The sequence below is a fragment of the Hyphococcus lacteus genome (assembly GCF_041058985.1).
Classification (GTDB): Bacteria; Pseudomonadota; Alphaproteobacteria; order Caulobacterales; family Parvularculaceae; genus Hyphococcus; species Hyphococcus lacteus.
Genome location: NZ_JBEHZE010000001.1, coordinates 529,020 through 547,736, shown reverse-complemented (window position 1 = coordinate 547,736; position 18,717 = coordinate 529,020). Strand labels below are relative to the sequence as shown.

The 18,717-nt window shown below is 53.4% G+C and carries 20 protein-coding genes; 18 read left to right on the top strand and 2 right to left on the bottom strand.

Features of this window, described 5'->3' with window-relative positions; translation table 11 throughout:
• The first annotated feature begins 79 nt into the window (after nucleotides 1-79).
• From ABFZ84_RS02620 to ruvB, 7 genes are all read left to right on the top strand, one after another.
• Complete coding sequence (locus tag ABFZ84_RS02620) at nucleotides 80-946, top strand: Coq4 family protein (protein ID WP_369312354.1); 867 nt, start codon at nucleotides 80-82, stop codon at nucleotides 944-946.
• A gap of 92 nt (nucleotides 947-1,038) precedes the next feature.
• Complete coding sequence (thiE, locus tag ABFZ84_RS02615; RefSeq protein ID WP_369312353.1) at nucleotides 1,039-1,686, top strand: thiamine phosphate synthase; 648 nt, start codon at nucleotides 1,039-1,041, stop codon at nucleotides 1,684-1,686.
• A 37-nt stretch (nucleotides 1,687-1,723) separates the two neighbouring features.
• Nucleotides 1,724-1,855: a hypothetical protein gene (locus ABFZ84_RS02610; RefSeq protein WP_369312352.1), complete on the top strand. Its 132-nt coding sequence runs from the start codon at nucleotides 1,724-1,726 to the stop codon at nucleotides 1,853-1,855.
• A 33-nt stretch (nucleotides 1,856-1,888) separates the two neighbouring features.
• Nucleotides 1,889-2,893, top strand: a complete 1,005-nt coding sequence (locus ABFZ84_RS02605; RefSeq protein WP_369312351.1) for a tetratricopeptide repeat protein — start codon at nucleotides 1,889-1,891, stop codon at nucleotides 2,891-2,893.
• A gap of 47 nt (nucleotides 2,894-2,940) precedes the next feature.
• Complete coding sequence (gene ruvC / locus ABFZ84_RS02600) at nucleotides 2,941-3,453, top strand: crossover junction endodeoxyribonuclease RuvC (RefSeq protein ID WP_369312350.1); 513 nt, start codon at nucleotides 2,941-2,943, stop codon at nucleotides 3,451-3,453.
• Nucleotides 3,450-4,079 carry a Holliday junction branch migration protein RuvA gene (gene ruvA, locus ABFZ84_RS02595; protein ID WP_369312349.1) on the top strand — a complete coding sequence of 210 codons (630 nt, stop codon included), beginning with the start codon at nucleotides 3,450-3,452 and terminating at the stop codon, nucleotides 4,077-4,079. Before ruvC ends, ruvA begins: the two co-directional genes overlap by 4 nt.
• Nucleotides 4,080-4,102: 23 nt before the next feature.
• Nucleotides 4,103-5,131, top strand: a complete 1,029-nt coding sequence (ruvB, locus tag ABFZ84_RS02590) for a Holliday junction branch migration DNA helicase RuvB (protein WP_369312348.1) — start codon at nucleotides 4,103-4,105, stop codon at nucleotides 5,129-5,131.
• A 2-nt stretch (nucleotides 5,132-5,133) separates the two neighbouring features.
• Here the strand turns inward: ruvB and ABFZ84_RS02585 are convergent, their stop codons facing one another.
• Nucleotides 5,134-6,183, bottom strand: a complete 1,050-nt coding sequence (locus ABFZ84_RS02585; protein WP_369312347.1) for a hypothetical protein — start codon at nucleotides 6,181-6,183, stop codon at nucleotides 5,134-5,136.
• Between the two features lie 117 nt (nucleotides 6,184-6,300).
• Here ABFZ84_RS02585 and ybgC point away from each other — a divergent pair, with 117 nt between their 5' ends.
• The 11 genes from ybgC (at nucleotide 6,301) to glmM (ending at nucleotide 17,976) form a co-directional block, all read left to right on the top strand.
• A complete protein-coding gene (gene ybgC, locus ABFZ84_RS02580; protein WP_369312346.1) occupies nucleotides 6,301-6,714 on the top strand; it encodes a tol-pal system-associated acyl-CoA thioesterase in 414 nt (137 codons plus the stop codon).
• 305 nt (nucleotides 6,715-7,019) lie between these two features.
• The gene (tolQ, locus tag ABFZ84_RS02575; RefSeq protein ID WP_369312345.1) at nucleotides 7,020-7,730 is read left to right on the top strand and encodes a protein TolQ; all 711 of its coding nucleotides are present in this window, start codon (nucleotides 7,020-7,022) and stop codon (nucleotides 7,728-7,730) included.
• A complete protein-coding gene (gene tolR, locus ABFZ84_RS02570; RefSeq protein ID WP_369312344.1) occupies nucleotides 7,730-8,164 on the top strand; it encodes a protein TolR in 435 nt (144 codons plus the stop codon). The genes tolQ and tolR overlap by 1 nt, the downstream gene beginning before the upstream one ends.
• A 37-nt stretch (nucleotides 8,165-8,201) precedes the next feature.
• Nucleotides 8,202-9,068, top strand: a complete 867-nt coding sequence (locus ABFZ84_RS02565; RefSeq protein WP_369312343.1) for a hypothetical protein — start codon at nucleotides 8,202-8,204, stop codon at nucleotides 9,066-9,068.
• 41 nt (nucleotides 9,069-9,109) lie between these two features.
• The gene (gene tolB / locus ABFZ84_RS02560; RefSeq protein ID WP_369312342.1) at nucleotides 9,110-10,438 is read left to right on the top strand and encodes a Tol-Pal system beta propeller repeat protein TolB; all 1,329 of its coding nucleotides are present in this window, start codon (nucleotides 9,110-9,112) and stop codon (nucleotides 10,436-10,438) included.
• Between the two features lie 308 nt (nucleotides 10,439-10,746).
• Complete coding sequence (gene pal, locus ABFZ84_RS02555; RefSeq protein ID WP_369312341.1) at nucleotides 10,747-11,253, top strand: peptidoglycan-associated lipoprotein Pal; 507 nt, start codon at nucleotides 10,747-10,749, stop codon at nucleotides 11,251-11,253.
• Nucleotides 11,254-11,450: 197 nt separating this feature from the next.
• Nucleotides 11,451-12,293: a tol-pal system protein YbgF gene (gene ybgF / locus ABFZ84_RS02550; RefSeq protein ID WP_369312340.1), complete on the top strand. Its 843-nt coding sequence runs from the start codon at nucleotides 11,451-11,453 to the stop codon at nucleotides 12,291-12,293.
• Nucleotides 12,280-13,617 carry a tRNA lysidine(34) synthetase TilS gene (gene tilS / locus ABFZ84_RS02545; RefSeq protein ID WP_369312339.1) on the top strand — a complete coding sequence of 446 codons (1,338 nt, stop codon included), beginning with the start codon at nucleotides 12,280-12,282 and terminating at the stop codon, nucleotides 13,615-13,617. The genes ybgF and tilS overlap by 14 nt, the downstream gene beginning before the upstream one ends.
• 166 nt (nucleotides 13,618-13,783) lie before the next feature.
• Nucleotides 13,784-15,709 carry an ATP-dependent zinc metalloprotease FtsH gene (gene ftsH / locus ABFZ84_RS02540; RefSeq protein ID WP_369312338.1) on the top strand — a complete coding sequence of 642 codons (1,926 nt, stop codon included), beginning with the start codon at nucleotides 13,784-13,786 and terminating at the stop codon, nucleotides 15,707-15,709.
• A gap of 26 nt (nucleotides 15,710-15,735) precedes the next feature.
• The gene (gene folP / locus ABFZ84_RS02535) at nucleotides 15,736-16,551 is read left to right on the top strand and encodes a dihydropteroate synthase (RefSeq protein WP_369312337.1); all 816 of its coding nucleotides are present in this window, start codon (nucleotides 15,736-15,738) and stop codon (nucleotides 16,549-16,551) included.
• Nucleotides 16,552-16,608: 57 nt separating this feature from the next.
• Nucleotides 16,609-17,976, top strand: a complete 1,368-nt coding sequence (glmM, locus tag ABFZ84_RS02530; RefSeq protein ID WP_369312336.1) for a phosphoglucosamine mutase — start codon at nucleotides 16,609-16,611, stop codon at nucleotides 17,974-17,976.
• 58 nt (nucleotides 17,977-18,034) lie between these two features.
• On the opposite strand, the gene ABFZ84_RS02525 is transcribed toward glmM, so the two are convergent.
• Nucleotides 18,035-18,544, bottom strand: a complete 510-nt coding sequence (locus ABFZ84_RS02525; protein ID WP_369312335.1) for a hypothetical protein — start codon at nucleotides 18,542-18,544, stop codon at nucleotides 18,035-18,037.
• Nucleotides 18,545-18,717 lie beyond the last annotated feature (173 nt).

Genomic DNA, 18,717 nt, shown 5'->3' with positions numbered 1-18,717 from the left:
GAAATTTCTACGTGTCGAGCCAACATCAATCAGGTAAACTAGATAGTTTAACGATATCTTGTAACAGATAGGCCCCAAGATGAACCAATCCACCGAAGCGACAACGGCTGCCGCCACTGAGGTCCCGCCAGAAGACATCGTTTGGATCAACGGTTTTCCGCTGCCGCCAAGCCAGCCGGTCCGACCCGTTCATGCATTTGTTTCTGTCATCCGGTTGATGCGTAACAAAGAAGATACGCGTCAGGTTTTTGAAATTGTTCAAGCTCTTTCTGGTCGGTCAGGCCGCCAGCTGTTCGAGCGGTTTACAAATTCCGAATATGGCCGGCGCGTAGTGTCAGAGCCGATCAAGCTCGAGGCGTTACTCGGCGACCGAGAGCGTCTGCGCCAGTTACCAGAAGGTAGCCTTGGCCGGGTTTATCTAGACTTTATGGAAGGCGAAAATCTGTCCCCGGAAGGTTTGCTGGAGGCAGCCGAAGAGGCGGGCATTGATTTCAAGAACGAAACCCAATTCGAAGAGTTCCGCCGCTTGTTTTTACATCTCGATGTTAGTCACGACCTTTGGCATGTGCTGACGGGCTATGGCCGTGACGCGTTGGGCGAGTTATGCAATTTGGTCTACACCCGCCAACAAACCCACAATCCAGGCTTTAAGTTGATTGTGATGATTGGTTTTCTGGCGCAAAAAATTGAACAGCCGTTTCAACCTATTCAAAAAGCGTTGGCTGAAGCAAAGCGAAATGCCCTGAAGACAAATTGGATTCTCGAATATGATGTGGAGCAGTTGTTGCCGCTTCCACTTGCCGAGGCACGCCGTGTTTTGGGTATTCGTGAGCCGGTGGTCTATAATGCTATCCCCGATGAGATTAAGCGCGAGCTGTTAAAGCCGAAGGTTACGGAAACCCAGACGGAGCGAGAGCGCGCAGGAACGATTGAATCTACGGCCTAGTTTTTTTGTGGTGTGAATTAAGGCGTGATTAAGCACAAAAATTACCGTGCGCCCTATCGCCGTTTTGGTTCGCGCGCCCTATATAAGTCGTTATGAACAATGACAGCCGTCTATACTTAATTACCCCGCCACAACTCCCCGACCTTCGCGCATTTTGCGACGACTTTACCGCCGCGCTCGATGCGGGCGATGTCGCCTGTATTCAACTGCGTTTAAAAGCGGGTGATGGATCGGCGGTTACTGACGATGATGTGCTTTATGCGGCTGAGGCGATCATGCCCATTGCCCAAGAGCGCGAGGTTGCGTTTATTATTAATGACCGTCCCGATCTGGCACTTAAGACCGGTGCGGATGGTGTTCATGTTGGGCAATCAGATGCGTCTTGCAAAAAGGCCCGCGCGGTTTTGGGTGACGATGCGACGGTTGGGGTGACCTGCCACGAGTCAAAACATTTTGCGCTCGTGGCCGGCGAAGATGGGGCGGATTACGTGGCGTTCGGTGCATTTTTCCCAACCACCACGAAAGAGACCGAATTTAAGGCTGAAATTGGCCTTTTAGAGTGGTGGAGTTATGCGACGACCCTGCCGTCTGTGGCTATAGGCGGGATCACGCCAGAAAATTGTCGACCTATCGTTCGCGCGGGCGCGGATTTCCTCGCGGTTTCGGGCGCAGTCTGGAATCACCCCGAAGGGCCAGGCGCAGCCATTAAGGCTTTTGAGATGTCCATTTCAGAGGCATAACCCTTGCAAAGTCATAGGCTCAACAAGGATGAGCGTTATGATTAAGCCAGAATGGGTTACAGTTCTTTGTGGTGTTGCAATCGTGGCAACGTGCTTCGCACTTTCGTTTGCTGAAGGCATGAACGTGTCTCAAGCGACGGTCGTGGCCGAGGTCGCAACAGACCGCTAGGCGTACCGGTCGAAACACCTTATCCTTTGGCGCATGACGTTGCGCCATTTTTTCTTTGCCGCTTTTTTGGGTCTGTTCCCCGCTGCTGTCTTGGCTGCAGATGGTGAAGATTTGTCGTCGATCATGACACAGGTTCGCGCCGGTGAGTATCAAGACGCGGTTGCTACATTATCGCCTCTGGTGGAACACGGTGACGCCGATGCTCAACACCTGATGGGCTATCTTTTTGAGAACGGCTTTGGCGTAAAGCGAAATCTTCAGCGTGCTGTTGAACTCTATGTAATGGCCGCGCGCGGCGGGCAAGCCGATGCGCAGTTTGCTTTAGGGGAGCTAGCCCTTGAAGGCGACGGCATAGAAAAGAGCGCGAAAACAGCTGCGGGTTGGTACTTGCTTGCGGCGAAACAAGAGCACGCACTCGCTAAATTACGTCTTGGTGTTTTGTATGCAGAGGGCAACGGCGTTGATCGCGACCGGCAGAAAGCCCTTAGTTATTTTGAAGACGCAGCAATAGCCGGTGAGCCGATTGCCCAACGGAACCTCGCGATTGCGTATTTGTCGGGTGATGGCGTCGCACAAAACATACGCAAAGCAGCCGAATGGTTTGAACGGGCTGCCGCGAATGGCGACCCGGTGGCAAATTACAATCTGGGACTCTTGTATCAGTCGGGCCGTATCGGCCCGCCGGACCTTAAAGCCTCGACCGAGAAAATGCGCGCTGGGGCCGAGGCGGGGTTTGCGCCGGCGATGGTCGGTTTGGGGCTTTTGCTGCACGAAAGTAGCGAAACTGATGAGTTGCCCGTTGATTGGTTCGAGCGCGCCGCCGCTGCAGGCGATCCGCAGGGACGGTTTTTGTATGCCGTGTCTTTGGCTGAAAGCGATGGTCGCCCACAAGACATCGCAGGTGCCATTGCACAACTTGATGTCATTCTTGCTGACAAATCACTGCTTGATCCTGAGTTTCGACGCCAGGTAAACGCGCTTAAAAAGAGCCTGTTGAAAGAATTGCCCAAGAACCGGCAGGCAACCAACAGAAACTGATCCGCTCGCTATTCCCCTTTTGTTCCAAATTGCTCTAAGGTCGCGCCATGAGCGCAGTGATTCGTATTTTGGGAATTGATCCCGGTTCCGTCGCTACCGGTTGGGGCGTTATTGATTGCGCGGGAACGAGGCTTTCTTATGTGGCATCGGGCGTTATCCGCACCAAACGTGGCGCAAAACCAGCGCAGAAGCTTGTGCAAATTTTTGACGGGCTGACCGCATTGCTTGGTGAGCACAAGCCAAACCAGTCCGCCGTAGAAGAGACATTCGTCAATGCAAACCCGCGTGATGCATTGGTGCTTGGGCAGGCGCGCGGGGTGGCATTGTTAGCACCGGCGATGGCCGGTTTATCCGTGGCCGAATATGCAGCGAATTCGGTCAAGAAATCTGTGGTGGGTCGCGGTCACGCGGATAAAAAACAGGTTCAGTCCATGATTAGAGTGCTGTTGCCAAAATGTGGTGAGATTAAAAGTGACGAGGCCGATGCGCTGGCCGTTGCGATCTGTCATGCGCACCATGCGGGGCATAATTTAATGATCAAAAGGCAAAAAGCATCATGATTGGCAGGTTAAAAGGCACTGTTGTTTCCGTTAGCGACGATACGGCGATCATCGATGTTGGTGGTGTCGGTTATGAAATTTTTGCGGCCGCTCGCGTCCTTCAGGGGCTTCCCTTGGGCGAAGACGTGACGCTTTCTATCGAAACTTTGGTGCGCGAAGACTTAATCCGGCTTGTTGGTTTTCCGACGGAAAGTGAGCGTGGCGCTTTTCGGATATTGCAAACGGTACAGGGGGTTGGCGCGAAACACGCGCTCGGTATCTTGCAGGTACTAACACCGACTGATCTTTATGATGCTATCGCGGCTGAAGATCTGACGGCAGTATGTCGGGCCCACGGCGTAGGAAAGAAGCTTGCGCAGCGGATTGTTACTGAGTTGCAGTCAAAAGTCGGTGCGTTAGCCGGAGCGACCGGCGAAGTATTGACTCTCGCGGCCCGGCGCAAGGTTGCCGATGATGCGTCTACAGATCAAACAGCAAGCGCGCGTGCCGATGCGGTCTCTGCGCTTTCGCATCTCGGTTATGATGGTATCGACGCCCGCCGGGCGGTGGCCCGCGCATCCGAGGGGCTAGATAGCCCCGGTGTTGAGGTGTTGATCAAAGCGGCGCTAAAAGAACTGGCTGCGTGAGTGTAAAGTAATCGGATAATTTCATGGCTGAGCCTGCATATAACGAAGACCGGCTGATCGACGGCGACACAAAGCCGGATGATCTTGATGCAGCGTTGCGGCCAAAAATGCTGGCAGATTTTGTTGGTCAGCCTAGCGCCAAGGATAATCTCCGGATTTTTGTCCAAGCGGCGAAGGCCCGGGGCGAGGCGCTGGACCACGTTCTGTTTCATGGCCCGCCGGGCTTGGGCAAAACCACATTGGCCCAGATCGTCGCCAATGAATTGGGCGTGGGGTTCCGTGCGACCTCGGGGCCAGCCATCACCAAGGCTGGTGATCTGGCGGCATTATTGACCAATCTTGAGGCCGGTGATGTGCTTTTCATTGATGAAATTCACCGACTTTCCCCTGCGGTTGAAGAGGTGCTGTATCCGGCGATGGAGGATTTTGCACTTGATCTGATTATCGGCGAGGGGCCATCGGCGCGATCCGTTCGGATTGACCTTCCGCGCTTCACACTGGTCGGGGCAACCACTCGCTCGGGCCTGTTGGCAAAACCGCTTCTTGATCGGTTTGGTATTCCGGTTCGGCTTGAGTTTTATTCTCAAAAAGATCTCGCATCTATTGTTGCGCGCGGGGCGGCACTGTTGAACGCAGAAATGTCCGTGGACGGTGCAAATGAAATTGCCCGCCGCGCACGCGGAACACCGCGCGTTGCTGGGCGCCTTATGCGACGGGTCCGTGATGTGGCAACGGTTGAGGGGGCTTCGGTGATTGATACGGCGGTGGCCGATCGCGCGTTGCAACGACTTGAAATTGATACGCTGGGGCTAGACCCGCTTGATCGGCGTTACCTTCGTTTGATTGCAGAGCATTTTGGCGGCGGCCCCGTTGGGGTTGAAACCATTGCAGCAGCCCTTGCCGAAGCGCGGGATGCCGTCGAAGACGTGGTAGAGCCATTTTTGTTGCAGCAAGGGCTTATCCAGCGCACGCCGCGCGGGCGGATTTTATCCGCTGGGGCGTGGGTTCATTTGGGGCTGGTCGCGCCAAACCGCACCGCGTTGGATGACTAAGTTCAGGGCTTAACGCCGAATTCGCGCAAATGCCTTTCGATGCGCGCGCGTAAATCAGCTTCGGTTTTGTTGAAAATATGTACAACCGCATAGTTCTCGACGCCGGATCCATTGGCGATAAACAAGTTCGCGCTATGCCACCAATCATCTTGGGTCAGTTCGATGACGTTTTTGGTTTGGGAATGCATCACGCCAAAAAGCGCTGACCCCTGATCTGCGATTATGGTTTCCATGTGGGGGGCAAGCTCGTCGAACTTTGCCGGGGATGCGTTACGGGTGTCAAAGACCGTCCCGCCCAGTGATTCAACAATGCGTGCAACCTCTTGGGATGGGTAGACGCGTTGGGCTGCTTCGCTATGGGTATCGAACCGGCCGAGATAGAGAATAGACCCCGGTATCGGCGCGGGCGGCGTAATTCGAAACTTTTCACGAAATGCCGCGACATGGTCTTCGCCCCAATAATAGCTTGGGACGCGCTTTTGCATAATACGCGCTTTTTCAATGCGTATAGCCTCATCGGCAACAATATAGGAAATTCCCAACGCTTCGACGTCGCGAATGACATAGCTTTTGTCTGCGAGTACCTTTGGCAATATGAGTGGCTCAGTGATGTTTTTCGCGGTTGTAAGCGCCAGCACAAAATCACCAACCCAATCACCATAGGTGTACGGAGTTTCAGCCTCGATGATGGTGCCTGCCGGGATTGTCCGGGCGGCTTTCACAGTGCGTGATTTTAGAATTTCGACCGTTGATGGCGGACGTATTGAATAGCGCGCGATGCAGACGCCATTTTTTAGCGCGATCCCCGCGGGGGTGTAGTCGATATTGGTATCGTCGATGAATTCACTGCGCGGGGCTTTATAGGCAAGCCGCATTTGCGGGCCGCGATCCCCCACTGCCGTCACCTGGTCCTTTTGTTCGCATTCAAGTTCGGTCTTGCGAGCGGGTTTCCATCGTCCAGCGGCGGCCAGAAGTTTTTGTATTGGCGTAGCAACCCATATCCGTAATCGCACCATAGGATGTCGCCAGTCGAGATTCCCAATCACTTTCATTTGCGCAACCTGTGATGCCTTTATTTTCGTTTGCTCATTCGGGCCTAATTGGCCCTATTCGATGAAAGAGCGGTGAACAACAACACATCCATTGCCAAAACGTGTTAATGAACTCCGATGATTGAACAGACTTATTACACACTTCCCATTCGTATCTATTACGAAGACACTGATTTTTCCGGCGTTGTCTATCATGCGGCCTATCTCAAATTTTTTGAACGTGGCCGTACCGAAGCTTTAAGGGCTTGTGGTGTTCACCATTCAGAAATGCTGGCGCGCGAAGAACCATTGGCGTTCGCGGTGCGCAAGATGACAACTGAATGGGTAGTCCCTGCGCGCATCGACGACATGCTTGAGGTCCGGACCTGGTTCGTTAGTGCCAAAGGTGCGCGGATGGTGTTGTCCCAAGAAATTTGGCGCGATGATCAACTGCTCGCGAAAGCTGAGGTCGAGGCGGCGTGCATGTCGCTTGGTGGTCGCCCGCGGCGCCTTCCGGCAGATTTAACTGCCAAATTTGGGGTCAAAGATTGAAGGTCATGAAAAAAAATAGCGCGCGTCAAAATCTGCCGATTTTGCCGTAAACCTTTTATTAACCGGGATTAAACTTTGGAAAGCACCTACAAGAGGGCTTCCTAAAGCCTCTGAATTGCCCAATTTCCAGCCATAAGGGGATTATGCAAAGGGCCGTTCAGTGTTAACCATGGAATTGCCCCGCGCGGGGTGATAACGCGCATAAGGGTCGTTTGTGCCAATTTCCGCATTTTGCGGGGGGCTGACGGCAAAGTTTGGTTTTTTGTTCCGTCCATTGGGGGCGGTATCATGGGATATGTGAGACAATGGAAACAGAAGTCGCAGCGGCCGCAATAGGGGGCGATTTCAGCCTTTGGAGTTTGTTCCTGCGTGCTGACCCGATCGTAAAAACAGTGATGGCGATTCTGGTCATCGCCTCTATCTGGTCATGGGCGGTGATTATCGACAAATCGCTGACCTTTAGTCGGATCAAGTCGAAGTCGAATAAGTTCGAGGATCAGTTCTGGTCGGGGAAACCCCTTGATGAGCTTTATCGCAAGATGGGCGACCGTCAGGATCATCCAATGGCGCGCGTATTCGCCGCTGCCATGGAAGAGTGGAGCCAAGCAAAAAACGCAGGCCGTTCGGAATCGCTGGCAATCAGCGCGCGCGATCGCATCGACAAAATGCTCAACGTCACCGTATCGCGCGAGCTTGAAAAAGCTGAAAGCAGCCTTGGTGTTCTCGCGACCGTTGGCTCTGCTGCACCGTTCGTTGGTCTGCTCGGTACGGTTTGGGGCATCATGAATGCGTTCCAAGCGATTGCACTAACCAAAGACACCAACCTTGCTGTTGTTGCGCCGGGTATTGCTGAGGCTTTGTTCGCAACAGCCCTAGGTCTTCTTGCGGCGATCCCAGCGGTTGTTGGGTATAACCGTTATTCATCTGCGCTGAATTCTTATGCTGTACGTCTTCAAGGTTTTGCAGATGAGTTCTCGGCGATCCTTTCGCGCCAGCTTGACGAAAGGTCGCGTTAATGGCTGTGAAATTAAACACAGGTGGCGGGCGTCATCGGCCCGGCCGAACCCAGCCAATGGCAGAGATCAACGTCACGCCATTGGTCGACGTGATGCTCGTGCTATTGATCGTGTTTATGGTTGCGGCCCCGTTGTTGACGGTTGGGGTCGCGGTGGATTTGCCCGAAACGGCGGCTAACCCGATACAGGAAAGCGGCGAGCCACTGACCGTGACCGTTTCTGCGGATGGCACCATCTATGTGCAGGAAACGGCAGTGGAATATGAAAACCTTGTCCCGCATCTCGAAGCCGTAGCGACGGCGGGCTATGCCCAACGGATTTTTATTCGCGGCGATGAAAACCGTGCGTATGGAGATGTTGTTCGGGTGATGGGGCGAATTAATGCGGCTGGTTTCCGGAGTATCGGTCTGGTGACCGAGTCGGAAGCAGAATGATCCGACAAGTTCGTTTGTAACGAAGGCCAGTGGTTTCATGCGTTTTGGCGTATTCGCTTCGATACTTTTCCATCTTGCCCTTGTTGGGGCGGGATTGATTGCGCCGTCATTTATCGATTTGCCGGACGTCGCACCTGAACCATTTATTCCGCTTGAATTGATCCGTGAAGCAGACCTTGATTTGAAAACCAGTGTCCCTGCTGCCGCGCCCGAGCCCGTCGAAGAGCCGGAACCGGAACCCGACATCCCTGAGCCAGTCGTTGAAGAACCTGAGCCGGTTGAAGAAAAACCGCAGCCCGTCGCGAAAGCTGAACCAGAACCTGAGCCGGTTATAGAAGAGCCAGAGCCGGCACCAGCGCCGATTAAAAAGCCAGAACCAAAACCGGAACCTAAGCCAGAGCCGAAAAAACCGCCGGTCGTAAAGCCTAAACCAAAGAATGATGACCTAGACCTCGATGCGTTGTCGCAGTTAATTGATAAAGAACGCAAAACCGAAACCAAACGCGCGACCGACGCGCCGTCGCAAACTACGGAAACCGCCGATAAAGCACGTTCGGTGGTTGGTGCGGGGGATCGATTAACAGCAAGCGACGAAGCCAAAATGCGCGCAGCGATTGCGCGCTGCTGGAGCGCAAGCACAATTATCGGTGCACCAGAACCAGAAAAGCTTTTGGTGGTTATTGATTTTGAACTGAACCGCGATGGCACGTTGGCATCGCAACCGCGCGTGATCAACGAGATACAGATCAACCTGTCGGGCAATCAATTCTGGCGGGTTGCGCAACGCGAAGCGACGAGCGCTGTTGTAAAATGCGCACCATATGATTTCCTACCGCAAGAGCGGTATGAAACATGGAAAGAGTTCCGATTTAATTTCGATCCGAGCCAAATGGTCGGACGATAAAACAAAACCTAATTTCAGGGGGCCTGAAAGAGAGTAGCGATATGAGAAAAATTCTAACGATTCTCCTGACGGTTCTGGTTACCGCTTTTGGCCAGTCCGCATTTGCCCGGGTTACGATTGACATTACCCAAGGTAATGTTGATCCGATGCCGGTCGCGGCACCAGATTTTCTGGGTACAGATGACCAAACGATTGCGCTGGGGCGCGATATCACTGGCGTGATTATGAGCGACCTTGATCGCTCGGGCCTTTTTCAGGTTATTGATCAGCGCGCTTATATCGAAAAGCCAGAAAGCGTAAATGCGCGGCCACGGTTTGCGGATTGGCGGATTATTAATGCGCAAGTCTTGATCGTTGGCGAGGTGCAAGAATTGCCCGATGGTCGCATCCAGGTTTCGACGCGTGTTTGGGATATTTATTCAGACGAACAATTAGGCGCAGTGGCATTTAAAACGCCAGCTGATAATTGGCGCCGCGCAGCACACAAAGTCGCGGACTTCGTCTATAAAACACTGACTGGCGAAGAGGGTTATTTCGATACGCGTCTGGTTTTCGTGCATGAGACAGGCCCAAAAGATAAACGCGTTAAGCGCCTGATGATTATGGATCAGGACGGGGCAAACCCGATCCCGTTGACTGACGGCCTTGGCTATCAGGTCCTCACACCGCGTTTTTCGCCGACTCAGCAGCAAATTACCTATATGGCGCTTTTCGATAATCGTCCGGGTCAGGTCTATTTGTTCAACATCGAAACGGGCGAGCAGGAACAGCTTGGTACGTTCCGCGGCATGACCTTTGCGCCACGCTTTTCGCCTGATGGGCGACAGGTTCTAATGTCGATGGAACGCGGCGGGAATTCAGATGTATTCAAGATGGATTTGTCGACCCGACGCCTGACGCGACTGACCGATGATTCATCGATCGACACCTCGCCCACAATGTCGCCGGATGGTGGCCGGATTGCCTTTACGTCAGATCGTGGTGGTTCCCAGCAGATTTATGTGATGAATGCGGATGGCACAGGCCAAAAGCGTATCACCTTTGGCGATGGGCGATACCAGACACCGGTCTGGAGTCCGCGCGGCGATCTTATCGCGTTTACGCGGATGTATGGCGGTCGCTTCTACATCGGTGTGATTCGCCCTGATGGCACCGGCGAGCGTCTTTTGACAGAAAGCTATTTGGATGAAGGCCCAACTTGGTCGCCAAATGGCCGGGTTTTGCTGTTTTATCGGGAAACGCGGCCTCGTCGCGACGGAACAGGTAGTGAAACTTCGTTATGGTCGGTGGATTTGACGGGTAGAAATCTTCGCCGGATTCGTACGCCTGGCGACGCTTCTGACCCTGCTTGGTCGCCATTATTGCCTTAAGTTACTAGAATAACGACGGAAATTCGGATCGAGGATAAACGAAATTTCATTTTCTCACCGTAACAGCCGTTCTTGATTGCGAGCTCATGTATCGCTACGATTCATGTGTTGGTTAAATTTTAGGATTTAACTGACACAGATTTGTAAGATGGGGACTGTAGACTATTTTTGTGATTGTGCGCCCACAAGCGCGTATGGGGCGCGTATGGGGTTTGTGTGTAAAAATTGGCTATGGGGCGGGGGCGCGCGCTCGCCAGGCCGGATCAGAAGCCCAGGTCAAAACGGACTGGGAAGTGGAGCTTATAAATATGACTAACTTTTTTAAATCTGCGGGGGTGATCGCTTCTCTTGCGCTTCTATCCGCGTGTGCAAGTACAAACGATGTCGGCGTAGTTGATACGACCGGCCAAAATACAAATGTTTCTAGTGCTCCGACGGGTCCGGTTCCGGGTTCGCAAGCGGATCTCGAGAATTCAGCGGGTCACCGGGTATTCTTCGCGTATGACCAGTACACACTTTCTCCGCAGGCACAGGCGACACTTGCTAAGCAAGCTGCGTGGCTGAAAGAGTATCCGCAAACACGCATTATGGTCGCGGGTAATTGCGACGAACGCGGTACACGCGAATACAACCTTGCGCTCGGTGCGCGTCGTGCTGAATCAGCGAAAGCGTATCTCGTCAGCCTCGGCGTTGACGGCTCACGCATCACAACTGTTTCTTACGGCAAGGAACGCCCAATCGACACGCGGTCAACCGAAGACGCATGGTCGGTCAACCGGAATTCAACGACGACGGTCACGGGCGTAGGCTCTTAAGACTGGTCTTCGTTGTTGCAACGGATCAAGGCGCGTCACTGAAATTCCGGTGGCGCGCCTTTTCTTTTGGCAATTAGGGCAAACAGGCGTTTTTTCGCCAAAGTTTCGTGCCATAATCAGCCAAACGACTTTGGCACCCTTATTTTAGCAGGGGTAGTGAACGACATGATTTTCGACAGTAAGAGGTAGACATCACCATGCGCATAAGAACAGGTATGATCGCGCTTATTGGCGCAGTGGCATTGGCTGGACCAGCGCTTGGGGGCACCAAAGATGATGTCCGTGATTTGCAAGCCCGGATGATGCAGGCCGAACAGGCAATCGCAAATCAAAGCGCGATGATGGTCCGGGTTTCTGAGCTCGAAAGCCGTAATCAACAACTCACGGGTCGAATTGAAGAGCTGACCTATAAGCTCGAACAGGCAAACCAGCGGCTTGATGCTGTTACAGCTGCATTGTCTGGCGGCGGTGCTACAGGTGCACTCGGTGACACGGCCATGTCGGGTGATGGGCTGGGCGATGGACCTGTTGATCTGATGGGTGGTGCGTCGGGCGCGGCGTTGGGCAGTGATGATCCGATTGGTGATCAGATCGCACGCGAGACTGCTGTTGACCAAGCGGGCTCGGTTGGCGGCGGTGATGTTTCCTTGCCTATCGACCCGAATGCCGCCTTTGACTATGCGTCTGGGTTTTTACTGGCCGGCGATTATCAACGCGCCAAGGCAGCATTTAGCCTATACCTTGAGGCATTCCCGAACCACCAACGCACACCGGACGCACAGTTTCGATTGGGCGAAATTCATTTAGCGCTAGGTGAAAATGCGGCTGCGGCTGATGCCTTCATCGCGCATATTCGTAATTACCCGAATAACACGCGTGCGGCAGAGGCCTATTTAAAACTCGGGACGGCGTTTGCACGCCTTGATAAAACGAGCGAAGCCTGCACGGTTTTCAAGACCATGAAATCAAAGCATCCAAATGCCCCAAGCGCTGTTGTTCAGCGTACGGATCTGGAAATGGCGCGCATTGACTGTAAATAGGATGGCGGGCGAAAGCCCCATTTCTCTGAGCGCTTTTGCCTCTCGTGCAGAAGCGCTCAATATCCCAAAAAAATTTGCTATTGCTGTATCGGGTGGGCGCGATTCTATCGCGCTCGCACGGCTTTGTGCTGAATATGCTGGAAAAACCGGGGCACAGGTTCTCGCGTTTACTGTTGATCATGGGCTGCGTCCGGAAGCTGGAGACGAAGCCCGCCAAGTTGCCGAATGGTGCGCGGGTTTTGGAATACCCCATCAGGTGCTGCGGTGGGAGGGGGGAAAACCCGAAACAGGAATTCAGGCAGCGGCGCGTTCGGCACGCTATCGGCTATTGATCGAGGCTGCGCAAAATAGTGGGTGTGACGCTTTGTTGACCGCTCACACGCGGGACGATCAGGCGGAGACAGTTTTGATGCGGCTCGCGCGGGGCGCGGGTGTTCGCGGTCTTTCGGCGATGCATGCTGAGACACAAATTGCATCGGGGGCGGGCGTGCCCATTCGGTTATTGCGCCCAATGCTCGGGTTTGGCCGCATGGACATAACTCAGTTCCTTGTCGCAGCGGGACAAGACTTTGTTGATGATCCGTCTAATGATGACCATGCCTATGAGCGGGTTCGCGTTAGGGCGCTGATCGGTGCTTTAGAAGAACAACACTTGCTTTCCGCCACAGCATTAGCCGCGACCGCTGCGAAGATGTGGGATGCTGAAAAACGCCTAAGAGAAGCCGAGGATACGTTATTCAACAGCCTAGCGGGCCAGTTTCATCATTGGGGCGGCGTTTCCCTCGGGCGCGTTCCCTCGGGGCGCGCTGGCGTGGTGATCAACGATACGCTTGTGGGTTTGGCGCGGCGGCTTATTTTTGCGGTCGGTGGTGGTGACCATCCGCCGAACGAAGCCCAGACCGAAGCGGCGATTGGCCAAGCGCGGTCGAGCAGCGCGAGTACACTGGGTGGGGCACTATTAAAAATGCGCAAGGATCGGCTGTGGTTTCTGCGAGAGCCAGCGGCGCTGTTGGGCCGAGCTGGTGTCGCGCCCCTTGCGCGAGTGCCGCTTTTGGGGCCGCTCGTCTGGGATAATCGCTTTATTTGTGCGCCGGACGGGCCTTCAGTGGAAATCGGCCCGTTAGGCGAAGAGGGCGAGGCCACATTGGGTGTCGCCCGGTCTTTGTTTGATGGCCCGCCTGAGGCGCTTTTTACACTGCCGGGTGTATATGCAGAAGGTGTATTGATTGACGCGCCAGTGCGCTTATTTAAGGGGTCTGATGCGGCCGCTTTCCGGTCGCTGACGCCGGAGCGGTATGCCTCGGAAATTGTTAGATTTTCGTAGAAATGCCTCGTTTTGGATGGCGCTGGCATTTCTTAACGCCTATCTACTAAACTACTAAACTACTGGACCTGACCGGGCGCATAATTTGATGCGCCACAAAACAATAAAACGAACCGCCCGTCGTCGGCTAACGTAAAAGCGGCAAGAGGCTGTAAGGAAAGATCGAATGAACCGTAATCTCCTGATCTGGGGCCTTGTTATCGTCCTTTTCGTTGTGGCGTTGCAGTTATTCGAATTTTCTTCGCCCGGTCCCCAACCAGAAGAATTGAGCTATTCAGAATTCGTCCAGCGTATTGAGGCGGGGCAAGTTCTTAATGCGGATGTCGCGAGGGGGCAGGTTACCGGTCAGTTGAATGACGGCGTTGATTTTGTAACGACCATCCCAGAAGACGGTCAGACGGCGATTGCCGAGCGCCTTGATGATGCGGGCGTGGCAACCAAAATCCAAAAGGAAGAAGAGCTACCGCTTTTACTTTCTTTGTTGATTAATATTCTGCCGCTGCTGATTTTCCTCGCCTTCTTCCTTTTCATTATGCGCCAGATGCAAGGCGCGGGCGGCAAGGCCATGGGCTTTGGCAAATCGCGTGCGAAGCTTTTGACTGAACGCCAAGGCCGCGTGACCTTCGAAGATGTCGCAGGCATCGACGAGGCAAAAGAAGAGCTAGAGGAAATTGTCGAGTATTTGAAAGACCCAATGAAGTTCCAGCGATTGGGCGGTAAAATCCCGAAAGGTGCGTTGCTTGTAGGCCCACCCGGAACGGGTAAAACATTGCTCGCGCGTGCAATCGCTGGCGAGGCGAATGTGCCGTTCTTTACGATTTCCGGCTCTGACTTTGTTGAAATGTTTGTGGGTGTCGGCGCCAGTCGCGTTCGCGATATGTTTGAGCAAGCGAAAAAGAACGCACCGTGCATTATCTTCATCGACGAGATTGACGCGGTGGGTCGTCACCGTGGTGCCGGCCTCGGCGGCGGTAATGATGAGCGCGAGCAAACATTGAACCAGCTCTTAGTTGAAATGGATGGCTTCGAGTCGAATGAAGGTATTATCCTTGTTGCTGCCACAAACCGCCCAGACGTTCTCGACCCCGCACTGTTGCGTCCAGGCCGGTTTGACCGTCAGGTTGTTGTTCCGAACCCCGATGTAATTGGTCGCGAGAAAATTCTTTCTGTGCACGCTAAAAAAGTGCCTCTAGCGCCTGATGTGAATTTGCGCACATTCGCGCGCGGTACGCCGGGTTTTTCTGGTGCTGACCTTGCAAACCTTGTGAACGAAGCTGCGCTTTTGGCGGCGCGTCGCGGCAAGCGGTTTGTGACGGCCAAAGAATTCGATGATGCGAAAGACAAAGTCATGATGGGTGCAGAGCGCCGGTCTATGGTCATGACCGAAGAAGAAAAAATGCTGACTGCCTATCACGAGGCTGGTCACGCACTGGTGGCATTGTTGGTGCCGGGTAATGATCCCGTTCATAAAGCGACGATCATCCCACGCGGGCGTGCGCTTGGTATGGTGCAGTCGTTACCCGAACGCGATCGTTATTCAATGACGCTTCAGCAAATGACGGCGCGTATTGCGATGGCAATGGGCGGACGCGTTGCGGAAGAATTGAAGTTTGGCCGTGAGAAAGTGACCTCGGGCGCTTCGTCAGATATCGAAATGGCGACAAAAATCGCACGCGCCATGGTGACGCAATACGGCCTGTCTGAAAAACTTGGGCCGATTGCCTATGCTGAAGATGAAGGCGAAGTCTTCCTCGGTCAGAGCATTGGGCGGACCAAATCGATTTCTACGGATACGGCGAAATTGATCGAGGACGAAATTCATCGCTTTGTGACCGAAGGCCATGATCTCGCGAAAAAAGTACTGACGGATCATCGTGATGATTGGGAAAAAATTTCACAGGCCCTTTTGGAATTTGAAACCCTTACGGGCGAAGAGATCCAAAAGCTTCTTGATGGCGGCAAAATTGTACGCGAGGACCCGCTTGATCCTAAAGATCATACACCATCGTCATCTGTGCCGACTGCTGGTACCCCCTCTGACGGCAAGAAAAATGATGATGGCGCTGGCGGTATGGAGCCAAACCCAGCCTAAGGCCCGTGAATGCGAGCAAGCCGAATATGAGTAATCGCCCCAAAATAATGGGGATCATCAATGCGACCCCCGATTCATTTTCTGATGGGGGTCGCTTTTTTGATTCCGACACGGCCATAGCCCATGGCCTTCGTCTGGTTCGCGACGGCGCGGATATTCTTGATGTGGGCGGCGAGTCCACTCGTCCGGGTGCGGAAGAGGTTCCTGTCGATGAAGAGATTGCACGTGTCGTGCCGGTGGTGAGGGCGCTTCGCGCGCAAACAGATAGCTTAATCTCGATAGATACGAGAAAACCGGAAGTTGCAATCGCCGCTGTCGAGGCCGGTGCAACGATTTGGAATGATGTTACAGCGCTTGAGTTTTCGCCAGATAGCATCGCAACGGCGCGCACCCTTGGATGCGACATTGTTCTGATGCATGCTCAAGGCGATCCGAAAACGATGCAAGCCGCGCCGCGCTATCATGACGTGGTCGAAGATGTTTACGATTATCTTAGTCGCCGTATCGCTTGTTGTGTGAATGCAGGTATTTCTGAAGAGCGATTAAGTGTCGATCCGGGCATTGGATTTGGAAAAACCACTGAACATAATCTTTTGCTGCTTGGGCGGCTTGATCGATTTGCCCAATTAGGGCGTCCGGTGCTTCTTGGGGCATCGCGGAAACGTTTTATCGCGGCCATTGATGGCGACGGTCCCGCTGATACCCGGTTGGGCGGGTCACTGGCGGCGGCACTGGCCGGAATGGCGCATGGATGTGCAGTTATCCGGGTGCATGACGTCGCCGAGACGCGACAGGCGCTAAATATCGCCGGAGCCATAGAAAATCCGCATTTGTGGCGTTAAGGCATTGGATAAATTGACATGCTACAGTCAATAAATTCAATCAGGAGAGAGTAGCCCATGCGGGGTGATGATCACATGACGGGCAAAAGAGAAATATTCGGAACCGACGGCGTGCGGGGGCTCGCCAATGCGGGCGCGATGACGCCTGACAATATTTTGCGGCTTGGTATGGCCGTAGGGCGGGTTTTCAAAAATGGCGCACATCGTCACCGCGTCGTGATCGGCAAGGACACGCGCCTTTCCGGTTATATGATTGAACCTGCGTTGACTGCCGGTTTTGCCGCTGCGGGAATGGACGTATTTTTGCTCGGGCCGCTTCCAACACCAGCGATGGCGATGTTGACCCGATCCTTGCGCGCGGACCTTGGCGTTATGATCTCTGCTTCACATAATCCGTATTATGATAATGGCGTAAAATTCTTTGGCCCAGATGGTTTCAAGTTATCGGATGAGACTGAACTTGAAATTGAACAGCTGATGAAAGAAGGCCCTGATGCGGGTCGCGCGCAATCGCCAGATCTTGGTCGCGTGAAACGCGTGGATGATGCGGGCGCGCGTTATATAGAATTTGCGAAAGCAACTTTTCCGCGTCGCCGTTCGCTAGAGGGTATTCGCGTTGTGATCGATTGCGCCAATGGCGCAGGTTATAAAGTTGCGCCAACAGTTTTATGGGAGCTGGGTGCCGAGGTTAAATCAATCGGTGTTGAGCCAAACGGCACAAACATAAACCAGAATGTTGGTTCTACAGCGCCGAAGAAAATGCAAAAAGCGGTTCTTGAATATCGCGCCGATATCGGCATCGCGCTTGATGGTGACGCGGATCGTGTTTTGATTTGTGATGAAAAAGGCGAAATGGTCGATGGTGATCAATTACTCGCCATGATCGCGCGCGATTGGAAAAAACGCGGTAAATTAAAAGGTGATGGAATTGTCTCGACCGTGATGGCAAACCTCGGTCTTGAAAAATATCTTGAAAGCGAAGGATTAGCGCTTGCGCGAACCAAGGTTGGCGACCGTTATGTGGTCGAGGAAATGCGCGGAAATGATATGAATATCGGTGGCGAACCGTCAGGTCATGTGATCCTCAGTGATTACGGTACAACGGGCGATGGCCTGGTGACGGCGTTACAGGTTTTGGCGGTCATGGCTGCGGATGGCGGCAAAGTCAGTGAGATTTGCCACAGCTTCGAACCCTTCCCACAATTACTCCGCAATGTTCGGTTCAACGGTGGTGATCCGTTGGGCCATGCAGATGTGAAAAAGGCCATTAAAGCCGGCGAAGATCGTCTTGGTAAGGATGGACGTCTGGTTATCCGTAAATCAGGGACGGAGCCTTTGATTCGCGTTATGGGTGAGGGCGTTGATAATCAAGCGGTCACCGAAGTGGTTGATGAGATTTGTACTGCGGTTGAAAAGGTCGCATAAAAACCGCCGACAAGATACGCATGTCGGCGGTAAACTGCTCGCCGTGACGAGCTTTTTATCAAGCGAGAATACGGATCTGCGCTCGTTTAGAACAATTTCGGCGCGCAACTTTTCTTAGCCGCTTGTGCGGAACACGGTGGGCTTGGCGGCCACGTGCGTCGACCGTACAGATGAGCTGGCGACCATGACGTGAACGGACGATCTTTTCGGTCAGGACAATCCGTGCGTTGTAACGGGTGCCAAATACCTCGCGATTGACAACGCGACGCTGGCGTTGGTTGTAACCACGTCGATTGTTATAGTTTCGATCACGATAGTAGTTTCCGTCATTATAACGATCATCGCCAACACGTATTGAGATGCTCAGGCCGGAATTTTGGCCAGATCGTTGATAGGCACCGGCACGGTAATAGCGATCAGCGCTGTAATAGTCATAGTAATTCGAAGCGTGACTTCGGTGGTCATGATCGTGGCGGCAGTGGTCGGGGCGGGCAGCCATAGCGCTGGTCATGCCGAGCGTCGCGATGCCAACGGCTGCAATACCAATGGTTTTTATAAACTTATTCATTCTGGTTCTCCGTGCTTACCCCAGCTGGATGTCCATGAACGCAATATGCCGACCGAATAGGGCAGGAATGTTGCGGTTTCTTGCCCAAAACCCGACACATTCGGCTTTCCGAACAACTAAAAGTGAGATTTGATGACGGTGCGACGGCCCGATTGCGCGAGGGGGGCAAATCA